The 24,074-nt window shown below is 71.5% G+C and carries 26 protein-coding genes; 11 read left to right on the top strand and 15 right to left on the bottom strand.

What is annotated here, in order from left to right:
• Positions 1–72 precede the first annotated feature (72 nt).
• From ABT296_RS16425 to ABT296_RS16415, 3 genes are all read left to right on the top strand, one after another.
• On the top strand, positions 73–1,521 hold the full coding sequence (locus tag ABT296_RS16425) for an MFS transporter (RefSeq protein WP_351927697.1): 1,449 nt from the start codon (positions 73–75) through the stop codon (positions 1,519–1,521).
• Between the two features lie 100 nt (positions 1,522–1,621).
• Complete coding sequence (locus ABT296_RS16420; RefSeq protein WP_351927695.1) at positions 1,622–1,828, top strand: hypothetical protein; 207 nt, start codon at positions 1,622–1,624, stop codon at positions 1,826–1,828.
• Between the two features lie 73 nt (positions 1,829–1,901).
• A complete protein-coding gene (locus ABT296_RS16415; protein WP_351927693.1) occupies positions 1,902–2,525 on the top strand; it encodes a GNAT family N-acetyltransferase in 624 nt (207 codons plus the stop codon).
• Between the two features lie 17 nt (positions 2,526–2,542).
• On the opposite strand, the gene ABT296_RS16410 is transcribed toward ABT296_RS16415, so the two are convergent.
• From ABT296_RS16410 to ABT296_RS16395, 4 genes are all read right to left on the bottom strand, one after another.
• Positions 2,543–3,133 carry a TetR/AcrR family transcriptional regulator gene (locus tag ABT296_RS16410; RefSeq protein WP_351927691.1) on the bottom strand — a complete coding sequence of 197 codons (591 nt, stop codon included), beginning with the start codon at positions 3,131–3,133 and terminating at the stop codon, positions 2,543–2,545.
• Between the two features lie 32 nt (positions 3,134–3,165).
• The gene (locus ABT296_RS16405; protein ID WP_351927689.1) at positions 3,166–4,173 is read right to left on the bottom strand and encodes an aldo/keto reductase; all 1,008 of its coding nucleotides are present in this window, start codon (positions 4,171–4,173) and stop codon (positions 3,166–3,168) included.
• 109 nt (positions 4,174–4,282) lie between these two features.
• Positions 4,283–4,897: a LysE family translocator gene (locus ABT296_RS16400; RefSeq protein ID WP_351927687.1), complete on the bottom strand. Its 615-nt coding sequence runs from the start codon at positions 4,895–4,897 to the stop codon at positions 4,283–4,285.
• Between the two features lie 191 nt (positions 4,898–5,088).
• The gene (locus ABT296_RS16395; RefSeq protein ID WP_351927685.1) at positions 5,089–6,471 is read right to left on the bottom strand and encodes a glycine--tRNA ligase; all 1,383 of its coding nucleotides are present in this window, start codon (positions 6,469–6,471) and stop codon (positions 5,089–5,091) included.
• A gap of 131 nt (positions 6,472–6,602) precedes the next feature.
• Here ABT296_RS16395 and ABT296_RS16390 point away from each other — a divergent pair, with 131 nt between their 5' ends.
• The 4 genes from ABT296_RS16390 to ABT296_RS16375 are packed head-to-tail and all read left to right on the top strand — an operon-like array spanning position 6,603 to position 9,727.
• Positions 6,603–7,571, top strand: coding sequence for a metal ABC transporter substrate-binding protein (locus ABT296_RS16390; RefSeq protein WP_351927682.1), 969 nt, complete (start codon positions 6,603–6,605; stop codon positions 7,569–7,571).
• A gap of 17 nt (positions 7,572–7,588) precedes the next feature.
• The gene (locus tag ABT296_RS16385; RefSeq protein ID WP_351927680.1) at positions 7,589–8,356 is read left to right on the top strand and encodes a metal ABC transporter ATP-binding protein; all 768 of its coding nucleotides are present in this window, start codon (positions 7,589–7,591) and stop codon (positions 8,354–8,356) included.
• Positions 8,356–9,258, top strand: a complete 903-nt coding sequence (locus ABT296_RS16380; protein WP_351927678.1) for a metal ABC transporter permease — start codon at positions 8,356–8,358, stop codon at positions 9,256–9,258. The genes ABT296_RS16385 and ABT296_RS16380 overlap by 1 nt, the downstream gene beginning before the upstream one ends.
• Positions 9,259–9,316: 58 nt before the next feature.
• Positions 9,317–9,727, top strand: a complete 411-nt coding sequence (locus ABT296_RS16375; RefSeq protein WP_351927676.1) for a Fur family transcriptional regulator — start codon at positions 9,317–9,319, stop codon at positions 9,725–9,727.
• 186 nt (positions 9,728–9,913) lie between these two features.
• On the opposite strand, the gene ABT296_RS16370 is transcribed toward ABT296_RS16375, so the two are convergent.
• The 10 genes from ABT296_RS16370 to ABT296_RS16325 form a co-directional block, all read right to left on the bottom strand.
• Positions 9,914–10,750, bottom strand: coding sequence for an isoprenyl transferase (locus ABT296_RS16370; RefSeq protein ID WP_351927674.1), 837 nt, complete (start codon positions 10,748–10,750; stop codon positions 9,914–9,916).
• Between the two features lie 16 nt (positions 10,751–10,766).
• Entirely contained in the window at positions 10,767–11,513 is a 747-nt protein-coding gene (recO, locus tag ABT296_RS16365; RefSeq protein WP_351927672.1) for a DNA repair protein RecO, read from the bottom strand.
• Positions 11,514–11,861: 348 nt separating this feature from the next.
• A complete protein-coding gene (locus ABT296_RS16360; protein ID WP_351927670.1) occupies positions 11,862–12,482 on the bottom strand; it encodes a DUF1266 domain-containing protein in 621 nt (206 codons plus the stop codon).
• Between the two features lie 24 nt (positions 12,483–12,506).
• Entirely contained in the window at positions 12,507–12,722 is a 216-nt protein-coding gene (locus ABT296_RS16355; RefSeq protein WP_351927668.1) for a hypothetical protein, read from the bottom strand.
• 114 nt (positions 12,723–12,836) lie between these two features.
• Positions 12,837–13,820, bottom strand: a complete 984-nt coding sequence (locus ABT296_RS16350; protein WP_351927666.1) for a DUF6879 family protein — start codon at positions 13,818–13,820, stop codon at positions 12,837–12,839.
• Between the two features lie 33 nt (positions 13,821–13,853).
• Positions 13,854–14,822, bottom strand: coding sequence for an SCO2521 family protein (locus tag ABT296_RS16345; RefSeq protein ID WP_351927664.1), 969 nt, complete (start codon positions 14,820–14,822; stop codon positions 13,854–13,856).
• A 1-nt stretch (position 14,823) separates the two neighbouring features.
• Positions 14,824–15,804 carry an SCO2522 family protein gene (locus tag ABT296_RS16340; protein ID WP_351927662.1) on the bottom strand — a complete coding sequence of 327 codons (981 nt, stop codon included), beginning with the start codon at positions 15,802–15,804 and terminating at the stop codon, positions 14,824–14,826.
• Positions 15,801–16,718 carry an SCO2523 family variant P-loop protein gene (locus tag ABT296_RS16335; RefSeq protein WP_351927660.1) on the bottom strand — a complete coding sequence of 306 codons (918 nt, stop codon included), beginning with the start codon at positions 16,716–16,718 and terminating at the stop codon, positions 15,801–15,803. Before ABT296_RS16335 ends, ABT296_RS16340 begins: the two co-directional genes overlap by 4 nt.
• Positions 16,719–16,722: 4 nt before the next feature.
• Positions 16,723–18,573 carry an SCO2524 family protein gene (locus tag ABT296_RS16330; protein WP_351927658.1) on the bottom strand — a complete coding sequence of 617 codons (1,851 nt, stop codon included), beginning with the start codon at positions 18,571–18,573 and terminating at the stop codon, positions 16,723–16,725.
• 105 nt (positions 18,574–18,678) lie between these two features.
• A complete protein-coding gene (locus ABT296_RS16325; protein WP_351927656.1) occupies positions 18,679–19,476 on the bottom strand; it encodes an SCO2525 family SAM-dependent methyltransferase in 798 nt (265 codons plus the stop codon).
• A 356-nt stretch (positions 19,477–19,832) separates the two neighbouring features.
• Between ABT296_RS16325 and ABT296_RS16320 the strand changes: the two genes are divergently transcribed.
• Positions 19,833–20,270, top strand: coding sequence for a GNAT family N-acetyltransferase (locus ABT296_RS16320; protein ID WP_351927654.1), 438 nt, complete (start codon positions 19,833–19,835; stop codon positions 20,268–20,270).
• 111 nt (positions 20,271–20,381) lie between these two features.
• Positions 20,382–21,866 carry an alpha/beta hydrolase gene (locus ABT296_RS16315; protein WP_351927652.1) on the top strand — a complete coding sequence of 495 codons (1,485 nt, stop codon included), beginning with the start codon at positions 20,382–20,384 and terminating at the stop codon, positions 21,864–21,866.
• A 13-nt stretch (positions 21,867–21,879) separates the two neighbouring features.
• Here the strand turns inward: ABT296_RS16315 and ABT296_RS16310 are convergent, their stop codons facing one another.
• The gene (locus ABT296_RS16310) at positions 21,880–22,317 is read right to left on the bottom strand and encodes a protein-tyrosine phosphatase family protein (RefSeq protein ID WP_351927651.1); all 438 of its coding nucleotides are present in this window, start codon (positions 22,315–22,317) and stop codon (positions 21,880–21,882) included.
• An 82-nt stretch (positions 22,318–22,399) separates the two neighbouring features.
• Between ABT296_RS16310 and ABT296_RS16305 the strand changes: the two genes are divergently transcribed.
• Both ABT296_RS16305 and ABT296_RS16300 read left to right on the top strand, forming a co-directional pair.
• On the top strand, positions 22,400–22,945 hold the full coding sequence (locus ABT296_RS16305; protein ID WP_351927649.1) for a SigE family RNA polymerase sigma factor: 546 nt from the start codon (positions 22,400–22,402) through the stop codon (positions 22,943–22,945).
• The gene (locus ABT296_RS16300) at positions 22,942–23,874 is read left to right on the top strand and encodes a hypothetical protein (RefSeq protein ID WP_351927647.1); all 933 of its coding nucleotides are present in this window, start codon (positions 22,942–22,944) and stop codon (positions 23,872–23,874) included. Before ABT296_RS16305 ends, ABT296_RS16300 begins: the two co-directional genes overlap by 4 nt.
• Positions 23,875–24,074: the final 200 nt, after the last annotated feature.

Genomic DNA, 24,074 nt, shown 5'->3' with positions numbered 1-24,074 from the left:
ACCCGACCACGTTCATTAGTTAGGCGAACCATTAGTTAGGCGCACTATCGAACTAGGTGTACGGTGAAAGTCATGTCCGAGCCCGGCCCCCGCCGCCCCCAGCTGGTGCTCGCGATCTGCTGTATGAGCCTGCTGATCGTGAGCCTCGACAACACGGTGCTCAATGTGGCGCTGCCCGCCCTCCAGCGGGATCTGCACGCGAGCACGGCGGGCCTGCAGTGGACGATCGACGCCTACACCCTGGTCCTCGCCTCGCTGCTGATGCTCGCCGGCTCCACGGCCGACCGGATCGGCCGCAAGCGGGTCTTCATGGCCGGCCTGGTGATCTTCACGATCGGCTCGGCGCTGTGCTCCGTCGCGCCGAACCTCCAGGCGCTGGTGGCCTTCCGCATGGTGCAGGCGGTGGGCGGTTCGATGCTCAACCCGGTCGCCATGTCGATCATCACCAACACCTTCACGGACGCGCGCGAGCGGGCCCGCGCCATCGGGGTGTGGGGCGCGGTGGTCGGCCTCTCCATGGCCGCCGGGCCGCTGGTGGGCGGGCTGCTGGTGGACTCGGTCGGCTGGCGGTCGATCTTCTGGGTCAACCTGCCCGTGGGAGCGGCCGCGCTGCTGCTGACCCTGCGCTACGTGCCGGAGTCCCGGGCCCCGAGGGCCCGCCGCCCCGACCCGGTCGGACAGGCGCTGGTGATCACCCTGTTCGGCTCGCTGACGTACGCGATCATCGAGGCGCCGCACTCCCCGGCCGCGGTGGCACCCTTCGCCGTGCTGGCCCTGCTGGCCCTCGCGGGCCTGCTCCGCTACGAGCCGCGCCGCGAGGAACCCCTCATCGACCTGCGCTTCTTCCGTTCGGCGCCGTTCAGTGGGGCCACGGTCATCGCGATCAGCGCGTTCGCCGCGCTCGGCGGGTTCCTGTTCCTGTCGACGCTGTACCTGCAGAACGTGCGGGGCCTCAGCGCCCTGGAGGCGGGCCTGTGGATGCTGCCGATGGCGGTGCCGACGTTCCTGTGCGCCCCGCTGTCCGGACGGCTGGTCGGCACCCGGGGGCCACGGCTCCCGCTGCTGGTCGCGGGGCTCGCGATGACGGCGAGCGCCCTGCTCTTCGCGCTCCTCGACGCGGAGACCTCCGACACCACCCTGTTCCTGGGGTTCCTGCTCTTCGGCGTCGGCTTCGGGTTCGTCAACGCGCCCATCACCAACACCGCGGTCTCCGGGATGCCCCGCTCGCAGGCCGGGGTCGCGGCGGCCGTCGCCTCCACCAGCCGCCAACTGGGCCAGACCCTCGGCGTCGCGGTGGTCGGGGCGGTCCTGGCAGCCGGCGTCGGCTCCTCGTCGTACCGGGACGCCTTCACCGCGGCGGCCGGACCGGGGTGGTGGGTCCTCACCGGCTGCGGGCTCGCCGTCCTGGTGCTGGGCCTGCTCACCAGCGGCCCGTGGGCCCGCGGCACAGCCGAACGCACCGCCCGGCGCCTGGAGTCGGAGCGCCCGCCGGCGCGCGAGCCACGACGGGTCCCCGCGTAGCGGCCGGGCACAGCTTGGCCAACTCGCCGCGAAGGAGCCCCTGTCGATGTTGGTCTTGCTGCACACTCCTCCTTGGCTTTCCCGGGACCCTGGAGGCGTCGTGCCGCAGATCAACACGAGCAAGGTCACCCGCTGGGACCAGCACGGACGCGAACACGTCGTCCAGGTGCGGCGGAACGGAGTGCAGCGCACGGTCAGATGCGACACCTGCGGCTGGCGCATCTCGGCGCAGTTCCTGCCGTGGCTGAAGGCCGAGGAGCACCTCGCCGAGGAGCACCAGGCGACGGTGGACCCCAGCATGGCGTGATCCGGGGAACCGCCCGGCCCCACCGGCCGCCGCCCTCTTGTGGGAGCGCTCCCAAGCGCGGCACGATGCAGGGGTGACCCGCACACCGGCGATACGCCCCTACCGACCCGACGACCTTCCCGCCGTCGAGGACATCTGCGTCCGCACCGCGCACAACGGCGACGACAGCCGCCCCCACTACACGGACCCCGCCGTCTTCCCGGCCGCCTTCGCCACCCCGTACGTCGAACTGGAGCCGGAGCTGGCCTTCGTGCTCGACGACGGAGCGGGCCGGGCCGTCGGCTACATCGTCGGCACCGCCGACACCCCGCGCTTCGCCGCCGACTTCCGGGAGCGCTGGCTGCCGACGGTCGCGGACCGCCACCCCGCGCCGAAGGGCCCGCCCACCACCCCGGACGAGGTAATCGCCGACCTGCTGCACCGCCCCGAGCGGATGGTCGTGCCCGAGGTCGCCGACTACCCGGCCCATCTGCACATCGACCTGCTGCCCCCGTGGCAGGGCCGGGGCCACGGCCGGGCCCTGATGCGCACGCTCCGCCAGGCCCTGTACGACGCCGGGGTCCCGGCCGTGCACCTGGTCATGGCGACCTCCAACACCCGGGCCCGGGCCTTCTACGACCGCGTCGGCTTCCACGAGATCGAGGTGCGGGACCCCGGCGACGCCACCTTCCTGGGGCGGCCGACCAAGGGCGACTGAACCCGGGCCACCGGCCCTCAGGCCCGCAGCCCGCGCGTCAGCAGCTCCAGCACCGCCTCGAACTCGCCCTGCGCGCCGGGCCGTTCCCACTCGCGGTGGTAGCCGGGGTCGTGGAAGCGGGCCGTGGCCTGGAAGAGGGCCTGGGCGGTGACGAGCGGGTCGGCGGAGGCGAAGTCCCCCGACTCGACTCCGGCACGGACGATCCCGGCGAGCTGGCCGGTGAGGTCGGCGATGTGCTCGTCGACCGCCTCGCTGTTCTCGGTGGTCAGCACGGTGTACGTGGCGAACAGCTCGGGGTCGTCGCCGGCCTTGTGCCGCTTGGCGTCGAACAGGGTGAGCAGCCAGGAGCGCAGCCGGTCCTCCGGGGTGCGGCCGGCGTCGGTGGCGATCCCGGCGAGGGCGGCGGAGGTACGGTCCAGCCAGCGCTTGGTCACCGCCTCGCGCAGCGCCGCCTTGGTGCGGAAGTGGCGGTAGACGCTGCCGTGGCTGACGCCGAGCGCGCGGGCCACGTCCACCACGGTCGCCTTGGCCGGGCCGTGGCGGCGCAGCACCTCCTCGGTGGCTTCGAGGATGCGCTCGGCGGTCAGGGTTTCGGAACTCGGTGCCATGGAGCAGACCGTACCCGGCTCACGGGTCCCGGCTACCTGGTGGCGAGGTGGGCCATCTGGGCCGCCGGGTAGCGGTCGCCCGCGGCGGAGCCGGCCGGCACCGCCCGCTCGATCGCGGCGAGGTCGTCGGCGTCGAGCGTGACGTCGAGGGCACCGAGGGCCTCGTCCAGCCGCTGCCGGGTGCGGGCGCCGACGAGCGGCACGATGTCCTCGCCGCGGGAGAGCACCCAGGCGATGGCGATCTGGGCGACGCTCACGCCCTTCTGCTCGGCGATCTTCCGCAGGGCCTCCACGAGTTCCAGGTTGTGGCGGAGGTTGTCGCCCTGGAAGCGGGGCGACATGGCCCGGAAGTCGTTGGCGGCCAACTGCCGGTCGCTGGTGAAGTGGCCGGAGATCAGGCCGCGGGAGAGGACGCCGTAGGCGGTGACGGCGATGCCCAGTTCGCGGGTGGTGGGCAGGACCTCGTCCTCGATGCCGCGGGAGATCAGCGAGTACTCGATCTGGAGGTCGGCGATCGGCGCGGTGGCGGCGGCCCGGCGCACGGTGTCGGCGCCGACCTCGCTCAGGCCGATGTGGCGGACGTAGCCCTGCTCGACGAGTTCGGCGACGGCGCCGACGGTCTCCTCGATCGGCACGTCCGGGTCGAGCCGGGCGAGCCGGTAGACGTCGATGTGGTCGACGCCGAGGCGCTGGAGGGAGTACGCCGCGAAGTTCCGCACCGCGGCGGGCCGTCCGTCGTAGCCGCTCCAGGCGCCGTCCGGGGAGCGCAGCGCGCCGAACTTCACGCTGACCAGGGCCTGTTCGCGCCGGGCCGCGGGGGCGGTGCGCAGGGCTTCGCCGACCAGCAGCTCGTTGTGGCCCATGGCGTAGAAGTCGCCGGTGTCGAGGAGGGTGACGCCGGCCTCCAGGGCGGCGTGGACGGTGGCGATGGACTCGGCGCGATCGGCGTCGCCGTACAGCGCGGACATGCCCATGCAGCCGAGACCGAGGGGGAAGACCTTGGGGCCGGTGGTTCCGAGGGTGCGTGTCTGTGCGGTCATGGAACCAGCATGGCATGACAGCTGACAGATTTCAATATCTGTCAGCTGTCATGTGTCAGTCCGGTCACCTGACGGGCCCTGACCCACATGTCGGGCCCTGACCCACGGGTCAGCCCCTGGCGGTGAACGCCAGCTTCGCGCCGAGGGCGACGAACGAACCCGCGAAGCTCCGCCGCAGCCAGGCCATCACCCCGGGCCGGGAGGTGACATGGGTGCGGACGGAGGCGGCGAGGACGCCGTACGCGGCGAAGACGACGAAGGTCGCCAGCATGAAGAACCCGCCGAGCGCCAGCATCCGGGGCACCGCGCCCGGGCCCTGCGGGTCCACGAACTGGGGCAGGAAGGCGAAGAAGAACATGGTCAGCTTGGGGTTGAGGAGGTTGATCAGGACGCCCCGCACGATCGTGCGGCCCGTGGAGAGGGGCTCGGCCGTCCGGTCGACGGTGATCGCCTCCTTGTCCCGCAGGGTGGCCCAGGCCATGTAGAGGAGGTAGGCGACACCGGCGTACTTGAGGAGCTGGAAGGCCGTGGCGCTGGTGTGCAGCAGCGCGGCGGCCCCGGTGATCGTGGCCAGCAGGTGGGGCAGGATGCCGAGGGCGCAGGCGAAGGCGGCGACGACGCTCGCCCGCCGGCCGTGCGACAGCCCGGCCGCGAGGGTGTAGACGACTCCGGTACCGGGGGTGGCGACCACGACGAGGGTGGTCAGCAGGAACGCGATGCTCATGCGGACGAGCCTGGCGGCAGGGCGGTCCCGGTGACAGGACCACTCCGGTACCCGCATCGGGGACCAATGACGAACGCCGCCGCGGCCGACCGCGGTTCCACCGCGCCCCTTTGGGGCGCGGGGAACTGCGCGATCAGCCACGACGGCGCTGTATCCGGCCGGCGGCCGGTGCGGCACTCCTGGTGGAGCGCTCAGCAGCCGATCAGACGCGTGGCCAGGTAGCCCTCGATCTGGTCCAGGGAGACGCGCTCCTGCTTCATCGAGTCGCGCTCGCGGACGGTGACCGCGTTGTCGTCCAGGGTGTCGAAGTCGACGGTCACGCAGAACGGCGTGCCGATCTCGTCCTGGCGGCGGTAGCGGCGGCCGATGGCGCCGGCGTCGTCGAACTCGATGTTCCAGTTCTGCCGCAGCGCCTGGGCGAGGCCCTTGGCCTTCGGGGAGAGCTCGGGGTTGCGGGAGAGCGGGAGCACCGCGACCTTCACCGGGGCGAGGCGGTGGTCCAGGCGCAGCACCGTGCGCTTCTCCAGCTTGCCCTTGGCGTTGGGCGCCTCGTCCTCGACGTAGGCGTCCAGCAGGAACGCCAGCATCGCGCGGCCGACACCGGCCGCCGGCTCGATGACGTACGGCGTCCAGCGCTCGCCGGCCTCCTGGTCGAAGTAGGAGAGGTCCTGGCCGGAGGCCTTGGAGTGGGCGCCGAGGTCGTAGTCGGTGCGGTTGGCGACACCCTCCAGCTCGCCCCACTCGTTGCCGCCGAACTGGAAGCGGTACTCGATGTCGGCGGTGCGCTTGGAGTAGTGGGAGAGCTTCTCCGCCGGGTGCTCGTACCAGCGCATGTTCTCCTCACGGAGACCCAGGCCCGTGTACCAGTTCCAGCGCTGCTCCATCCAGTACTCCTGCCACTTCTCGTCCTCGCCCGGCTTGACGAAGAACTCCATCTCCATCTGCTCGAACTCGCGGGTGCGGAAGATGAAGTTGCCGGGCGTGATCTCGTTGCGGAAGGACTTGCCCATCTGCGCGATGCCGAACGGCGGCTTGCGGCGCGAAGTGGTCTGCACCTGGGCGAAGTTGGTGAAGATGCCCTGGGCGGTCTCGGGGCGCAGGTAGGCGACCGAGCCGGTGTCCTGGGTCGGGCCGAGGTGCGTGGAGAGCAGACCGGAGAACTGCTTGGGCTCGGTGAACTGGCCCTTGTTGCCGCAGTGCGGGCAGTTGATGTCCGCGAGGCCGTTCTCCGGCAGGCGGCCCTTCTTCGCCTCGTACTCCTCCTCCAGGTGGTCCGCGCGGAACCGCTTGTGACAGGAGGTGCACTCGGTCAGCGGGTCGGAGAAGGTGGCGACGTGACCGGAGGCGACCCAGACCTCGGGGGCCAGGATCACGGACGAGTCGATACCGACGACGTCCTCGCGGGAGGTCACCATGTAGCGCCACCACTGGCGCTTGAGGTTCTCCTTGAGCTCGACACCCAGCGGCCCGTAGTCCCAGGCGGCGCGCTGACCGCCGTAGATCTCACTGCAGGGGAATACGAAGCCACGGCGCTTGCTCAGGCTGACGATGGTGTCGATCTTGTCGGCGGCCACGGTGCTCTCTTCATTACGAATGGACGGCAGCGAATGGCTCAGGGTACCGGCGGTGCCCACCCCTGTATCAAATCGGTTCCCCGATGGCAGCTTGTTGACAACGGTTTCCAGATTTGTTGAAAATGACTGTCATGAACGTACGACGACAGCACATATCCACGGCGGCCGTGACGGCCGCCGCCGCCCTCGCCCTGGGCACCCTCTCCGCCTGCTCCGGCAGCGCCGCCGCCGGCAACACGGAGAAGTTCGACGTCGTCGCCTCGTTCTACCCGATGGCCTTCCTCGCCGAGCGGATCGGCGGGGACCATGTGAACGTCACCAGTCTCACCGAGCCCGGCCAGGAGCCGCACGACCTGGAGATCAGCGCCAAGCAGACCGCGCAGCTCCAGGAGGCCGACGCGGCCCTCTACCTCAAGGGCCTCCAGCCCTCCGTCGACGAGGCGATCTCCCAGTCCGAGGCGAAGACCAAGATCGACGCGGCCACGCTGACCACGCTGGAGGACCACGGCGACGTCGAGCACGACCACGCCGGCGAGGAGGAGCACGCCGAGGAGGAGCACGCGGAGGAGGGGGAGCACGCCCTCGACCCGCACGTCTGGCTCGACCCGGTGAAGTACGCCGAGATCGCCGAGGGCGTCGGCGCCGCCTTCGAGAAGGCCGACCCCGACCACGCGGCCGACTACAAGAAGAACACCGCCGCCCTGGTCGGCGAGTTGAACGACCTCGACGCCCGCTTCGAGGACGGTCTGAAGGACACCGACAGCAAGGTCTTCTTCACCAGCCACTCCGCCTTCGGCTACCTCGCCGAGCGCTACGGCCTGACCCAGGAGGCCATCTCCGGCATCGACCCGGAGAGCGAGCCGAGCGCCGCGCGCATGAAGGAGCTCCAGACCGAGGCCAAGGCGGACGGCGTCACCACCGTCTTCTACGAGACGCTGGTCTCCGACAGCACCGCCAAGACCCTCGCCGCCGACGCGGGCCTGAAGACCGATGTGCTCGACCCGCTGGAAGGCATCACCGACAAGTCCCGGGGCGACGACTACATCGCGGTCATGGACGCCAACCTCAAGGCCCTGCGGACCGCCCTGGGCGCCAAATGACCGCTTCGGAGGACCGTATGAGCGAGCCCGTCATATCCCTGCGCGGCGTCCGCGCCGACCTGGGCTCGCGACCCGTCCTGCGCGGCATCGACCTCACCGTGGACCGCGGTGAGGTCGTCGCGCTGCTCGGCGCCAACGGCTCCGGCAAGTCGACCGCCGTACGCGCCGTGATCGGCCAGGTGCAGCTGACCGCCGGCGAGATCGACCTCTTCGGCACCGCGCGCCGCCGCTTCCGCGACTGGCACCGGGTCGGCTACGTGCCCCAGCGCACCACCGCCGCGAGCGGTGTCCCGGCCACGGTGACCGAGGTCGTCTCCGCCGGCCGGCTCTCCCGCACCCGCTTCGGCCTGCTCCGCAAGGCCGACCGCGCGGCCGTCGGCCGGGCGCTGGAACTGGTGGGCATGGCGGACCGCGCGAAGGACCCCGTCGACGCGCTCTCCGGCGGCCAGCACCAGCGGGTGCTGATCGCCCGCGCGCTCGCCGCCGAACCCGAACTGCTGATCATGGACGAGCCGATGGCGGGCGTCGACCTGGCCAGCCAGGAGGTCCTCGCGGCGACCCTGCGCGAGCAGGTCGCGGCCGGTACGACCGTCCTGCTCGTCCTGCACGAACTGGGCCCGCTGGAGCCGCTGATCGACCGCGCGGTGGTGCTGCGCGACGGCTGCGTCCTGCACGACGGACCCCCGCCCAAGGCCGTCGGCCAGCACGCGCTGCCCGGCCACGACCACGTCCACCCGCACGCCCCCGCGGGCGCCGAACCGATCCGCACGGGACTGCTCAGCTGATGGAAATCCTCGACTACGCCTTCATGCAGCGGGCCCTGCTCGCCGCCGTCCTGGTCGGCATCACGGCCCCCGCCGTCGGCATCTACCTGGTCCAGCGCCGCCAAGCCCTGATGGGCGACGGCATCGGCCATGTCGCCATGACCGGCGTCGGCCTCGGCTTCCTGCTCTCCTGGTCCCCGGTGTGGATGGCGACCCTGGTCTCCGTCCTCGGCGCGGTCCTGATGGAACTGATCCGCTGGTACGGCAGGACCCGCGGCGACATCGCCCTGGCCATGCTCTTCTACGGCGGCATGGCCGGCGGCGTGATGTTCATCAACCTCGCGCCGACCGGCTCCAACGCCAACCTCACCTCGTACCTCTTCGGCTCCCTGTCGACGGTGAGCGAGTCGGACGTCACGGCGATCTGCCTGCTGGCCGCCTTCGTGGTGCTGGTCACCGTCGGTCTGCGCCGCCAGCTGTTCGCGGTCAGCCAGGACGAGGAGTTCGCGCGGGTCACCGGTCTGCCGGTGCGCGCCCTGAACCTGCTCACCGCCGTCACCGCGGCCGTCACCGTCACCGTCGCCATGCGCGTGGTCGGTCTGCTGCTGGTGTCGGCGCTGATGGTGGTCCCGGTGGCCGCGGCCCAGCAGCTCAGCCGCAGCTTCGCCGCGACCTTCGCCATCGCGGTCGCCATCGGCGTCACCGTGACGATCAGCGGCACGGTGACCTCGTACTACCAGGACGTACCGCCCGGCGCGACCATCGTGCTGCTGACCATCGGCGCGTTCGTCCTGCTGACCGCGCTGGCCGCGCCGCTCGCCCGGCGCCGCGCGCGGGCCCTGGCCGCGGCACGGGGAACCGGGGACCCCGCCGAGTGCATCATCCCGGCCGGACGGGGCAGCGGCGGGAAGGTCGGCGCCTGACCGCCGACCGCCCGGGCTGGCACAATGGCCCGGGCAGGCAGACCTGAGGAGGCACCCCGTGACGACCGCTGGACCGCCCGTGAAGGGCCGTTCAACCCGGCAGCGGGCCGCCGTCGCGGCGGCCCTGGACGAGGTGGACGAGTTCCGCAGCGCGCAGGAGCTGCACGACATGCTCAAGCACAAGGGCGACTCGGTCGGGCTGACGACGGTCTACCGCACCCTGCAGTCCCTCGCCGACGCCGGCGAGGTCGACGTCCTGCGCACCTCCGACGGCGAGTCCGTCTACCGCCGCTGCTCCACCGGCGAACACCACCACCACCTGGTCTGCCGGGTCTGCGGCAAGGCCGTGGAGGTGGAGGGCCCCGCGGTCGAGAAGTGGGCGGACGCCATCGCCGCCGAACACGGCTACGTGAACGTGGCCCACACCGTAGAAATCTTCGGCACCTGCGCAGACTGCGCGGCCCGCTGAGAACTCAGCCCCTCTGCTTATCAGCCCCTCCGGCGTTTGAGGAGCGGGGTCCGGGGCGGAGCCAATTCAGCCCCTCCGGCGTTTGAGGAGCGGGGTCCGGGGCGGAGCCCCGGGGTCGGGACGGGAAGGGGCGGCGGGGCGAGGAAACCCCAGCCGCACCCGCCACGACAACCCAACGCCCCCCGCTCAGTCCTCCGACCGCCCCTCCATGCCCAGCAGTTCCTCGTTCGGGATCGCCCCACCGAACCGCCGATCCCGAGACGCGAACTCCACACAGGCCCGCCAAAGATCACGCCGATCGAAGTCCGGCCACAGCACGTCCTGGAAGACCATCTCCGCGTAAGCGCTCTGCCACAACAGATAGTTGGACGTGCGCTGCTCCCCACTGGGCCGCAGAAACAGATCGACGTCCGGCATGTCCGGGTAGTACATGTACTTCGCGAACGTCTTCTCGTTCACCTTCGACGGATCCAGCCGCCCCGCCCGCACATCCTCGGCCAGCGCCTGCGCCGCATCCGCGATCTCGGCCCGCCCGCCGTAGTTCATGCAGAAGTACAGCGTCAGCTTGTTGTTGTCCTTGGTCTGCTCCTGCGCGACCTGGAGCTCCTTGGCGACCGACTTCCACAGCTTGGGCATCCGCCCGACCCAGCGCACCCGAATCCCCAGCTCGTCCAGCGTGTCCCTGGTCTTGCGGATGAAGTCGCGGTTGAAGTTCATCAGGAAGCGCACCTCGTCCGGCGAACGCTTCCAGTTCTCGGTGGAGAACGCGTACAGCGAGATCGCGCCGACGCCCATCTCCAGGCCGCCCTGGAGCACGTCCAGCACCTGCTCGGCGCCGACCTTGTGCCCCTCGGTGCGGGGCAGCCCGCGCTCCTTGGCCCAGCGCCCGTTGCCGTCCATGACGATCGCCACGTGCTTGGGGATCAGCTCCCCGGGCAGCTTCGGCGCACGGGCCCCGGACGGATGCGGCTGCGGCGCCCGGTACTCCCAACGGTTCCGCCCCAGGATCCCGCGTACCACCATGTGCCCCTCGTCTCCCTTACTTTTCCACGTACCGAAGCGAACGCAGCCCGCGCTCCATGTGCCAGTGCAGGTAGGCGGAGACCAGTCCGCTGCCCTCCCGGACGTACCGCGGCTCGCAGGCGTCCGCAGTCCCCCAGTCTCCCGTAAGCAGCGCACCGAGCAGTTCCAGGGTCTGCGGCGAGGGTACGACGCTACCGGCCACCCGGCAGTCGACGCATACGGAGCCCCCGGAGGCCACCGAGAAGAAACGGTTCGGTCCGGGCATTCCGCACTTCGCACAGTCGCCGAAGCTGGGGGCGTAGCCGTTGACGGCGAGCGACCGCAGCAGGAAGGCGTCGAGGACGAGGTGCGGCGCGTGCTCCCCGCGGGCGAGCGTGCGCAGCGCCCCGACGAGCAGCAGGTACTGCTGGACGGCCGGCTCGCCCTCGTGGTCGGTGAACCGCTCGGCGGTCTCCAGCATGGCCGTCCCGGCGGTGTAGCGGGCGTAGTCGGTGACGATGCCGCCGCCGTAGGGGGCGATGGTCTCGCTCTGCGTGCACAGCGGCAGCCCGCGCCCGATCAGCTCGCTGCCCCGCGCGAAGAACTGCACGTCCACATGGGAGAACGGCTCCAGCCGGGCCCCGAACTTCGACTTGGTCCGCCTGACCCCCCGGGCCACGGCCCGCACCCGTCCGTGCCCGCGCGTGAGCAGCGTGATGATCCGGTCGGCCTCACCCAGCTTCTGGGTACGCAGGACGATGCCGTCGTCACGGAACAGGCTCATCGCGCACCCCGCCGGGACCGCGGCCGGGGGTCCGGGGGTCGCCCCCCGGGTGCGCACAGCATGATCCGGTCGGCCTCACCCAGCTTCTGGGTACGCAGGACGATGCCGTCGTCACGGAACAGGCTCATCTCGCACCCCGCCGGGACCGCGGCCGGGGGTCGCCCCCCGGGTGCGCACAGCATGATCCGGTCGGCCTCACCCAGCTTCTGGGTACGCAGGACGATGCCGTCATCACGGAACAGGCTCATCTCGCACCCCGCCGGGACCGCGGCCGGGGGTCCGGGGGTTGCCCCCCGGGTGCGCACAGGCGGAACAGGCTCATGGGGTCATTCTCCCGTACGCCACGGGTCAGCGGGGACGGTCGGGGAGGCTGATGGCGTTCCAGGGGGCCTGGTTCCAGGGGCTGGTGCGGTTGTCCGGGTCCAGCAGGGCGCGCAGGTGCGCGGCGGCCTCCGCCTGCGGGGCGGGGAAGTCGGCGTCGGCGGTGGCGCGCAGGCCGTCCTGCCACACCCGGCGGCCCAGCAGGTAGTGGTCGGCGTACTCCCGCCAGGAGGCGTACGTCCGCACCACCGACGGGACGATGTTCTTCAGCGCGGTCCAGGTGTCGCCCTCGTCGAGCAGCCCGCAGGCGAACCCGCGCCGCGAGATGTCGACGTACAGGGCGGCGTCCCAGGCCAGCGGGGAGATCCCGGTGGCCCGGTACGCGCGCTCCCGGTACCCGGCGCGGGCCAGGTCGTCGAGGCGCTCGACCAGCTCCGCGCGCGAGGTGATCTCCCACTGCTCGGCCAGCCAGCGCCGCGCCCCGTCGTCGTCGATCCGGGTGAACGGGTACAGCGTCGTCCGCGAGGCGCTGCGGTCACGGCTGACCGGCGCGCTCAGCGACACCATCCACAGTTGGTGCGCGGTGAGCGGCACGGGATAGCGGCGGACCGCCTTCGGCCCTTTCTTCCTCCGGCTGAACAGACCCATGCCGCCGAACCCTAGCCCCAGGCGTCAGGGCACCTCACCGCGGCCGCGGGTATCGGCGGGCGCCTGCGTGACGTGGCTCCGCTCGGCGGTGGTGGCCTGCCGTACGGACTCCGGCGCCGCGTCCCACTCCAGGCCGCCGCCGTACGGTCTGAGCTGGACGTACGGTCCTTCGTGCCCCATCACGACGCCCAGCCTTCCGGAGCGGGTGTCCACGACACAGGAACCGACGGGTGGCTTCACGGCAGCTTCCCTTTCCCGTTGCTCACACTGCTTCCGTCCCGTTGGTTCCCCAGGCCTCCCCTGTTTCACTCTTCGCATCCCGACGGCGACGCTCCGCGTCTAGACTCGGCAAGATCACTCGGCGCTGCTGGCCTCCCAGAGGTCGTCGAAGCGCTCGATGCGTTCGTTGACGTGGTTCTGCTTCATCTTCAGCGTGGTCTTGGTGGGCGAGGCGCGGACGTCCGGTTCGATCTCGTAGCAGAGTTCGCCGTCGAAGATGATGAAGTCGTTCACCGAGGTCACCGGCGCGTTGTCCAGCTCCGACTGGTCCACGATCCGCGCGTCGATGCCGTACCGGCGCTGCCGCTCGCAGAGTTTGCGCAGGGCCTCGGTGATCTCGTCGGCGGAGTCGACGAGGAAGAGCCGCCTGATCTCCACTCCCCGTTTGCGGATGGCGTCGCCCTGAGCGACCAGGTACCGCTTGCCGGGGCCGCTGGACCAGAAGTCCCGGTCGACGGAGGTGCTGGTGGCGTAGAGCGTCTTCTTGGCACAGGCGGTCAGGTCGATCAGCCACTCGTGGTTCTCGCCCGGGCATTCGGCGGAGCCGTTGGAGAGGTTCTCCATCAGTAGGGCCAGGCTGGCGATCTCCTCCTGCGCGAACCGCTTCACGATCTCCGAGCCGTGCTCGCCGACCTGGGTGTACTTGCGCGCCAGCCGGGTCACCCCGTCGGAGCGCAGGACCGAGCGGTCGACCTGGCTGAAGAGCTCCGTCGCGGCGTTGATCTTGGCGAAGCTGTCGTCGACCGCAGCCCGCATCTCCCGGTGGTGGTCGGCGAGGCTGTCCCGCATCCCGCGTATCCGGCGCTTCTGGGACTCCTCGACGGCCTCCAGGCGTTCGCCGAAGTCCACCAGGTACTGCATGATCAGCACCGCGCTGCCGATGACCGCGGGCATGGTCCACTGCCACAGCTGGCCGGCGTCCGGACTGAGGACGTTGGTGAGGAAGAACGTGCCGGTCGCGACCAACGCCGTGACCAGCGTCTTGCGGAACAGTCTCGACCGCCGTTCTTCCTCCGGCTGCGGCGTTGTCGTGAGGTCTCCTGTCGTCGCCCCGTTCATGTCTCCCCCGTCGGGTGTGTCGTCGGCCGCCCCTCAGCGCCTGCTCGGCGCCTGGTGCAGCAACGGAATGGTCTGGACTGCCAGTTGGTCGCGGATCCGCTGGACGAGGTTGCGCCACTGGCGGGTGAAGCCCGGTTCTCGTTCCAGCTCGTCCCAGAGATGGCCCAGGGAGCGGTCCACATGGGCGCGCGGCATCCACAGATGCAGCAGGTGATCGACGGCCGGCCGCAGCGCGAGCAGGGCAGTGGGCCCGTCGGTCGAGCCGAGCCGGCTGATGTCCAGCATGTGCACGACGGTCGTGAGCAGCCAGTCGTGCAGTGCGAGGTCCTCGCACAGGCTTGCCGCCGCGGCCGCCGGGATCTCCTCCGGCAGCCGCAGTTCCATGGTCCGCAGCCCGTCCTCGGCCAGCGTGAAGCGGGTCAGCGCCGGTTCCTCCCCGGCCGGGGCCCGGTGCGCGGTCCACCGCAGGTGGGTGCGGCGGGACTTGAAGGGTGCCTTGTGGTCGAGGAGCGGGTGGCGCAGCAGTCGGGCGAGCATCCCCTCGGCGATGGTCCCGAGGTCCAGCTCACCGCGTCCGGCACCGCGCAGCACGCCCTGGGCGATGGCCTGTTGGGGCAGTTTGCCGAACGGCTCGACGATCCCGGGGCGGACGAGGTACTGCCCCCAGGGCCGGCGCAGGTCGGGGCCGGCGGCCGGGAGGCTGAACCAGGCGGTGGCCTGGAGGATCCGGCCCTCGGTGAGCGCGGCGCGGGCGGCCACCGTGCCGACGGCCCGGACGTGGGCCCCGTTGGCGGTGGGCAGCCGGCAGTCGACGCCGGTGAGGACCTCGGGCGAGCGGACGTAGAGGTTGGGCCGCTCGGAGACGCGGACGTGTTCGTCGGCGCGCAGCCGCAGCAGTTGGGCGGCGGCCCGGCCGTCCAGTGCGTGGAGGGACGGCAGCAGACAGGTGCGCACCTCGCCGCAGACCAGGACCGGGCGCGCCGACTGTCCGGGGGCCGCCATCTCAGCTCCCTTCGGGGGCACAGTCCGCGGGCTCCTCGTAGAAGACGTAGGAGGCGCGCTGGGCGACGGCCGCGGGGACCTGGGCCCGCTCGCCGCGCGAGCGCCGGTCGACCTGTTCCAGGGCGTCGGCGTCGACGTCTATCTGGTCCAGGATCATCCGCACCGCGTCCTCGACGGCGAGGAAGCGGTTGGGCATCAGGGTGCAGGTGCGGTAGGCGCTGAACGGGTCGGCCTGCGGGTTGAGCCGGAGCAGCGGCGGCAGCCGGTCCCAGTCGTGCGGGAAGTCGCCGCCGTCCCAGGGGGCGGGGGCGAGCACCGGTTCGCCGAGGTGGCGCAGCAGGCCGAGCCGGGCGAGCTGCCAGACGGCGGCCAGGAAGGGGCAGGACCACAGCCGTCGGCCGTCCTTCTCGGACCACAGCTCCACGTCCATGAAGACGGAGTGGTTGCGGGCGGCGGTCTCCTGGGGCGGCTGCCAGGCGGTGACCTCGGCGAGCGCGGCGCCCCGGCCGGGGCTGCGCTGGCCGTTGGCGAGCCAGCCGGTGCGGCTGACGGGCGGGCGGGAGCCGACGGAGCCGGGCGGCGGGGACTCCACGAGGCGGTGCAGGACGGACTCGGCGAGTTCGATCCGGTCGGCGACGGCGCAGCCGGACTCGCGGGCGAGGTAGTCGATGGTGAGCCCGGCCTCCTCGGCCTCCTTCAGGATCAGGGGGACGAGTTCGGCGGGGGTGGAGAAGCGGGTGAAGTAGTCGTCGATCAGGAAGCAGGTGCTGATCCTGGCCCGGCCCGGGGCGGCCCGGCGGGCGGCGGAGGCGCGGGCGGCCTCCACCCAGATCCGCACCTCGGCGAAGTGCTCCCCGAGCCGCTTGGGCCCGGCCTCGAAGTCCTCCATGTACAGGTGCCCCAGCTCCAGGGAGAGGTGGGACAGGGGGACGGCCTGGGTGCGTGGCTCTGCGCTGGTCTCCCGGAAGACGGCCTCGCTCATGCCTGCTCCCAGTACTTGTCGTCGGTGAGCCGGCCGGCCAGGTCGCTGAGCGCCTGCCAGGTCTCCATGTTGGCGATCTGGCTGTCGAGCACGTCCTCGTCGGTGATCAGCTGCTCCCGCCACTGGAGCACGGGTTCGAGGGGCACGGCGCCCAGGACCTGGCTGTAGCCGATGCCGTGCGAGGAGGCGAGCTGCTTGAGGTCGCGGTCGCACTCGCGCATCCAGGCCGACTGGGTGGCCGAGACCTGCGACCACAGCTGGGACTTGGGGTCGGGTACGGCGGCCCGGACGAAGCGGATGGAGCCGCGCAGGGTGTCCTCGTCGTGGCCGCGGGCGACTCCGCCGGCGACGATCCCGCGCTTGCCGAAGACCAGTCCGGCGGCGGCCGCCACATGCTGGCGGGTCCAGCGGTGGAAGACCAGCCAGCGGGAGTCGACGCCCCGCATCTCGGGCAGCGAGGTGGCTTCCAGGACCATGTCCACGGCGTACGAGCGGCCCGCGCTGAGGTCCACGACGATCAGGTCGAACTCGGAGTTGAGCCGGAGCAGCAGGTCCACGCAGCGGCGCAGGTTGTCGTCGTCGGTGGCGAACTCGCCGCCGCTGAGGTCGCCCGGCATCAGGACGAGTCGGCCCGAGCCGGGGGGCCGGTTGCGCAGCACGCGGTGCTCGGTGTCGGCCCAGACGTCGACGCGGACGGGCTCGCCGACCTCGCCGACGAGGTAGGAGTGCAGTCCGCGGTCCTCCGCGGCCTCGCGGGCGTCGGGCACGTCGAAGACGGCGGAGGCGGTGGGCGAGCCGAAGTCGAAGTCCAGGTAGCACACGTCGTCGCCGGCCAGCGCCCGGTGGTAGGCGAGGTTGGCACTGGTCACGGACCGGCCCGTGCCTCCCTTGTCGGAGGCGGCGAAGATCAGCACCGGGTCACACTCCCTGGGTGGCCGCTTCGCGCGCCCGGCTGAGGGCGTCGAGCTGTCCGAGGACGTCGAGGGCCAGCGAGTAGGAGGTGCCGGGCTGTTCGTCGACCAGGGCCCGGGCGCGGCGCAGTTTGACCTCGATGGTGCGCAGTTGCATGCCGTGCCGGCCGTCGTCCTTGGGCGCCGGTTCCATCTGTTCGTTGCCGAGCAGATGGGCCGCCTCGGAGAGCAGCGCCTTGGCCAGTTGGATCAGTTCGAGGCTGCGGATCGGTGGCTGCTGGTACATCTGGTACGCCTGCACCATGACCTCGGTGACCCGCTCGGTGATGCTCCAGGAGACCGGGACGCGCCGCTTGGTGATGTCGGCCTCGGGGTAGGCGGCGTGCACGTTGTCCCACAGGCCGACGCCCTCGCCCTCGCGGATCCGGCGGCGCCACATGTGGTCGAAGATGGCTTCGGCGAGCCCGAGGAGCCGGTCGTGCGAGGCGAGGTTCCGGGAGAGCGTGCAGAGTTGGACGGTCCGCTTCAGCAGCTGTGCCGAGAAGTCGCTCATCGACCAGGTCATGGGCGGTCCGAGCCGTTCGCTGCCCTGGAGGGGCAGGGCGACGCCGACGTTGTGCAGGGCGTGCACCATGGGGTCGTCCATCGTCATCCGGCTGGTGATGCGGCCGCGTTCGGCGAGGCGCTCCATGATGGTGACCGTGCGGTTGAGGTCGTCGTCGGTGGCGCGGCGGCGCATCAGGTCGTGGACGAGGATGGCGGCGACGGAGAGGGAGAAGTACTCGGACTCCAGCCGCTGTCCCGTCGTACGCCAGGGGATGTCCTCCAGGGGCCAGCGCTCGCCGTCGAAGCGGGCGATGCGGGACCAGTACTGCTGGGTGAGTTCCCAGCGCAGCCGGAGCGCCTCGGCGAGCTTCTGCTGCTCGGTGTTGAGCAGGCCCAGGGTGAGGGTGCGGTCGGTGAACAGGTCCTGGATGCCGTCGAGGGCGACGACGGTGAAGTACAGGTACGGCACCGGGGCGGCGGCGCCCTCGGGCTGCGGGCCGATGGGCTCGTCGGTCTCGATCTCGGGGGCGTCCCGGACCAGGCTCCAGGCCCAGCCGCACTCGAAGAGCTGGCTCTCGTCCTTGAGGCCTTCCTGGACGTCGATGCCGAGCTGGAGGCTCTCCACGATCGCGGCGCGCAGCGGGCGGAAGCGGTCCTGGAACTGCTTCACCACCTGGCGCTGGGACATCCGCCCCTGGCCGAGGAGTTCGCACAGGGTCTGGCCCTGGGCGGCGTCGACGTCGAAGACGTTGACGGTGAAGGAGCGCAGCAGGCTGACCATGGCCGCGGTGAGCCGGGTGCTGGTGGCCGCCCGCAGCTCGGCGATGACCTCCTTGACGTCGGTGCGCCGGGTCTTGCTCTCGTAGACCTTGAGGAAGCCGAGGGTGGCCAGGCACAGGGTGATGGACATCGAGAAGGAGTCGACGACGTCGAGCCGGCGCTGCTCCTCGGTGAGTTCCTGGTTCTGGTCCCGGGCGCCGTAGTAGGTGCCCCCGGCGAACGTGGGTCTCTTGTCCTCGCCGGTGTGGGTGCGCATGAACTCGGCGGTCGCCGTGACGAGGTTGACCGGGATGTCCAGGCGTCCGCCGGCCTTCTTCAGGACCTGTTGGACGTCGTCCTGGGTGGTGTCCGGGTCGTCCAGGCGGAACGCCGGGATCTCGGTCGCCGGATAGAGCAGGCAGAGCAGCCGCTCCGCGTCGGCGACGCTGCTCTCGCCGCCGTACTCGCCCCAGTTCCACTCCCCGCCCTCGAACGAGTGGCGTCCCAGCGCCTGCCAGATGTCCAGCAGGTGCTGACGTGGCTTGATCTGCATCCCATGCCCCTCACACAGGCCGCACTGCCGTCGATTGAGGAAGAATCCCTCTTCTGTTGTCGCCCCGCATTCGCCGGTGACTCGCGCGCGCCCGCGGGGCGGTGACTATTCGCCGACGGCTTGCGGAATATCGGCATCCGAATTTCGGCGGCCATAGGCCACGATCATTGCGGCATATCCGTCGCGCACGGCGGCCGACGATTTCAGCCGCTCGGTCCGGACGTCGTCCGCGAAACGCTTCAGGCTGACCTCGACCTCGGCCTTCGAGACATCGCAGGCGGGGAAGAAATGCTCACCGGCGTGATAGCCCTTGGAATGCTCCATGAAGGCGGCGGCGAAGGGCGCGCCGGGGGCCAGGGCGCGCAGGAAGCACTCGACTCCGCGGTCGAACTCCTCGTAGGAGGAGGTCATCGACTCGGCGACGAAGAACATCGTCCCCATCGACCATCGGCCCTCGTGGCGCGGGAGGTCGAAGAGGTTGCCCTCCTCGACGCCGACGACGTCGCGGAAGCGGGCCCTCGGGTCCATGTCGAGGGCGCCGTAGGCGTCGTTCTTGCACAGCACGCGCCAGAACTGGTCCCAGTTCCCGGCGTAGGAGGCGACCTGGGACCTGAGGTACCGGACGTTCGCGGGCGAGCGCTCGAAGAGCGTGATCCGGTCGCACCAGGGCAGCATGGCGAGCGCGGGGTAGAGGTTCGCGCCGGCGCCGACGTCGATGCCCGTGACGGGACCGCCGTCACGGCTCGGGAAATGATCGCCGAAATGATCCCTGATGGCGGAAAGGATCTCCGCGTCCTCCGCCTGTAAGTCGCGGTAGTTGTGATCTACGTAGGCGATCGGGTCGAATGACGCCCAGGAGACGTCCGCGTTCAGCTGGGCTTCCCCCGAGGATCTCAAGGTCATTCTTCAACGGTACCAACGCCGGGGACCGCACGGATCCCCCTGGGCATAATGTGACCGACTCGAATCGGGTGGGGCGCACCGGGGGCGCACGGTCGCGAATGGATTCCCTCGACCTGATCCCGCCTTGAACGGCCGGATTGTCCCGCTCAAGATGGTCGGAACTCTGCCGAACACATCCGAAAGGCAGACACCTCGCGTCTCACCCGGTACCACCCGTACGGGTGTCAACGCCATTTGACCCGAACCCGCAGGGGGGCGGTATGACGGCTCTTCCAGAGGAACGTTTCCCTTCGCGTGCCGGCAGTACCGGTCACGCGCTCTTCCGTGACCGGGGGTTCATCGACCGGCCCCTGACGATGAGAGGAGTCACCGAGGCCGACCTGCCCGAACTCGTCCGGGTGGACCGGGAGGCGTTCCCCGACGACCCGTACCCCTACTTCGTACTGCGGCAGTTGTACGACGTCCACGGTGACCGCCTGCTGGTCCTGGACGACGGTGAGCGGCTGCACGGCTACGTCCTCTTCCCGACCGTGTCGGAGGGCCGCGAGGGCCGGATCATGAGCCTGGGCGTCACCCGGGACCAGCGCGGCCGCGGTCACGGGCGCCGGCTGATGCTGGAGGTGCTGCGCCGGATGCGCGCCGAGGAGCTGCGCGAGGTCAGCCTGACGGTCGAGCCGACGAACGCGGCCGCCATCATGCTGTACCGCTCGATCGGCTTCACCTCGGAGGACAGCGTGCGCAAGAACTACTTCGGGCCCGGCGAGGACCGGCTGGTGATGACGCTGATCCTGTGAGGGCCCCTACGGTCCTAGGGCTCCCCGGAGGGCCGGGCGGGGGCAAACCCCCCTGGACACAAGGCTGTTGGCCGGATGTGGGCGGCGTCGCGGTTCCGCGAGGCTCGACCCATGAAGCAGATCGCGAAGAGCGCAGCCCTGATCACCGCGGCCGGTGTCGCCGCCGTCGGACTCGCCGTGCCCGCGGGCGCGTCCGGCGCCGCCGCGCGCGCCGAGCCGCTGCAGTGGACCGCCTGCGAGGGCGAGGGCCTCGACCCCCGCCAGCGGTGCGCCACCGTCTCCGCACCGATGGATTACTCCGAGCCCGACGGCCGGACGATCGACCTCGTCGTCTCCCGCATCCCGAGCGAGGATCCCGCCGCCCGCCGGGGCGCCCTGCTGATGATTCCGGGCGGCCCCGGCGGCGACAGCCTGGCCCACCCGTCCAACCAGGGGCAGGGGCTGCCGCAGGAGGTGCGGGACGCCTACGACCTGATCGGGTTCGCCCCGCGCGGCAACGCCCCCTCCACCGCTGTCAGTTGCGGCCTGGAACCCGGTGACCTCACCTTCTCCAAGCTGCGGCCCTGGCCCGCCGCCGACGGCTCCGTCACCGAGAACATGGTCACCGCCCGGCGCATGTCGGCCGCCTGCGCCGAGAACGGCGGCGAGCTGATCCGGCACATCGGCACCAGGAACGAGGCCCGGGACATCGACCGGATCCGGGCCGCGCTCGGCGAGCGGAAGCTGTCCGCGTGGGGCGTCTCGTACGGCACGTACGTCTCCGTCGCCTACGCGGAGATGTTCCCGCACCGCGCCGACCGGATCGTGCTGGACAGCAGCGGCCACGCCGACCCCGTCCACGCCGAGCGGGCCTGGCTGGCCGCGTTCGAGCAGGGCGTCGAGGACGTCTTCCCGGCGTTCGCGAAGTGGGCGTCCCGCCCCGGCAACCCGGACCGGGTGGCCCGCACCCCCCAGGAGGTGCGGTCGCGGTTCCTGGAGCTGGCCGACCGTCTCGACCGCGAGCCGCTGCCGTGGCCCGGCGCCAACCCGCCCGTGCTGAACGGCACCGAGCTGCGCCAGGCCATGCTCACGGCGTTCTACGACCCGGACGACTTCCCCTCGCTGGCGCGGCTGATCCGCGCGGCCGAGCAGGGCACGGTGCCGCCCGCGCCGCCGTCCCCGCCCGAGGAGGCGCTGCAGAACTACACCGCGGTCGGTGCCGGGACCATCTGCAACGATGCCGCGTGGCCCTCGGACCCGGCCGTCTACCAGAGGGACGTCAACGAGAGCCGGGCCGCGTACCCGCTGACGGCGGGCATGCCGCGCAACGCGATGCTCTGCGCCGCCTGGCCCTTCCCGCCGAAGGAGGCGCCGGTGCGGGTCTCCGGGCGCGGCCCGTCGAACATCCTCATGATCCAGAACGCGCGGGACGTGGCGACGCCGCTCGGCGGCGCGCTGAAGCTGCGCGAGGCACTGGGGAAGCGGGCGGTCATGGTGGTCAACGACGCCACCGGGCACGACGCCTACCTCGCCAACGGCACCGAGTGCGGCGACCGGCTGGTCTCCCGCTTCCTGGCGACCGGCGAACGGCCCCGCCGGGACGTGCGCTGCGACTGACCCGGCCGGAACCTCACCCGAACCGCCGCACGAACCGCCGCTGCCAAGGCGTCTCCACCGCGTGCCGGTCGTAGTGCCGGCGGACGTACGCCACGGCCTCCGCGGGCGCCACCCCGTCCAGGACCGCCACGCACGCCAGGGCCGTGCCGGTGCGGCCGCGGCCGCCTCCGCAGGCGAGTTCGACGCGTTCGCCGGCGCACCGGCGCCAGACCTCGGCGAGTGTCGCGCGGGCCGCGTCGGGGTCGGCCGGGAGCCGGAAGTCGGGCCAGCGGACCCAGCCGGACTCCCAGGGCACCTCGGGCGGCCGCCGGCCCAGCAGGTAGACGCCGTACGAGGGCGGCGGCTCCCCCGGCGGCAGGGGGCGGCGCAGGCCCCGGCCCCTGACCAGCCGTCCCGAGGGCAGCCGGAGCACACCGGCCGCCCCCTCCTCCCATCGCTCCGCATCCGTCACGCGGCCATTCGAACGCGTGCGGCAGGTCCGGGGCAACCGAATCCGCGCGGACGGTGGTCTGGAGGGCGAGGGAGGATGCTTGATGCAGGTCGAACTAGAGGACCGTTTCCAGGAGTTCGTCAGAGCCCGGTGGTCGCGTCTGGTGCGGACCGCCTATCTGCTCACCGGGGACCCGCACCTCGCCGAGGACCTGACCCAGACGGCGCTGACGAAGGCGTACCGGTCCTGGCGGCGGGTGGCGCGCAGCGACAACCCCGAGGCGTACGTCCGGCGGATGCTGGTCAGCTGCAACAGCGACCGGTTCCGCAAGCGGCGGGTGCCCGAGGCGCTGACCGCGGCCCCGCCGGAGCGGGCGGGCCGGGACGAGGCGTACGGCTGGGCCGACGAGCGCAGCGCCCTGCTGCCCGCGCTCGCCCAACTGCCGCCCCGCCAGCGGGCGGTGGTGGTGCTGCGCTACTGGGAGGACCTGTCCGAGGCGGAGGTCGCCGACACGCTCGGCTGCTCGCCCGGCACGGTCAAGAGTCAGGCGTCCAAGGGTCTGGCGAAATTGCGTACGAGTCCGGAGCTCGCGCGGGTGCTGGGCGGGGACCGGGCTGAGCCGTGTGTCGACGGGGGGAACCACCGATGAGCGAGGAACAGCGGGATTTCGAGGGAGCGGACTTCGAGGAGCGGCTGCGTGAGCTGCTCGCCGAGGACGCCTACACCATCCGTCCGTCGGCGGCGCCGTATCCGGCGATCCGGCGCCGGGGCGCGGCCGAGCGGCGGCGCCGGGTGGCGGCGGCCGGGGCGGTGCTGGTGACGCTGGCCGCGCTGCCCGTGGGGGCGTACGCGGTGGGCGGGAAGGGCGGCGGGGGCGGCTCGACGGCGTCGGCGCCGAGCCCGGCGGCGAGCGGCACGCTCGCTCCGACGCCGTCCGCCGAGCCGTCCGGGCCCGCACGGCCGGCGCGGCCCGCCACGGACGGGCAGTTGCTGGACGGGATCTCCTTCGAGCAGTCGGCGCACGCCCTGGACCAGTGCCTCTCCTACGACGCCGAGCACGCCCTCGGCCCGAGCGGCGACAACCCGAGTCCGGCGGAGGGCTACCGGATCATCCTGGCGATGAAGAGCACCGGCGACTCCAACGCCCCCGGCGACGGCATGTTCGTGGTCGCGGTGAAGGGCAGCGGCGCGGACACCACCCGGCTCATCTGCAACATCCGGGACGGGGAGGCCCAGGGGCTCAACATCAGCGGGGTCGACAACGGCCCCGACGCCGCCGTGGTCGTGCCGGACATCAACGCCGGCAAGTTGTACCAGCAGTCGGTCCTGGACCGCGGCGACTGGACCCTCCCCTTCCGCTGGGGGGTGATCGGCACCGTCGAGCCGTCGGTCGCGAAGGTCACCGTCGACTACGGCGGCGAGACCGGCCCCGCCGCCCTGGACCACGGCTGGTTCGTGGCCTCCGGCGTCCTGGAGCAGCAGGTCACGACCGCCCCCTGGGTCAAGGGCTACGACGCCGGCGGCAAGCTCGTCTACGACTCCGACCAGGACCCGGCGTACGCGAAGACGCTGCCCTAGCCAGGGCTTGGGAGGGCCCGGCGGGGCGGACGGGGGGCGAGGGGGTTGCCGTACAGGGGACGGCAACCCCCTCGCCGCGTGCCGGGGACGGCAGCCCCTCGCCGGAGCCGGGCCGGCTCGGCCATTGGTGTGGGATGCCCCGGCCGCCCCGGCCGCCGTTCCCGGGGGCGCGGCCGGCCGGGGATACGGTCGTGTCTCCC

Origin of the sequence: Streptomyces sp. NPDC000983 (assembly GCF_040299205.1) — a bacterium.
GTDB lineage: Bacteria > Actinomycetota > Actinomycetes > Streptomycetales > Streptomycetaceae > Streptomyces.
The sequence above is the reverse complement of the archived record's forward strand: the minus strand, read 5'-3'. Positions and strand labels throughout refer to the sequence as shown.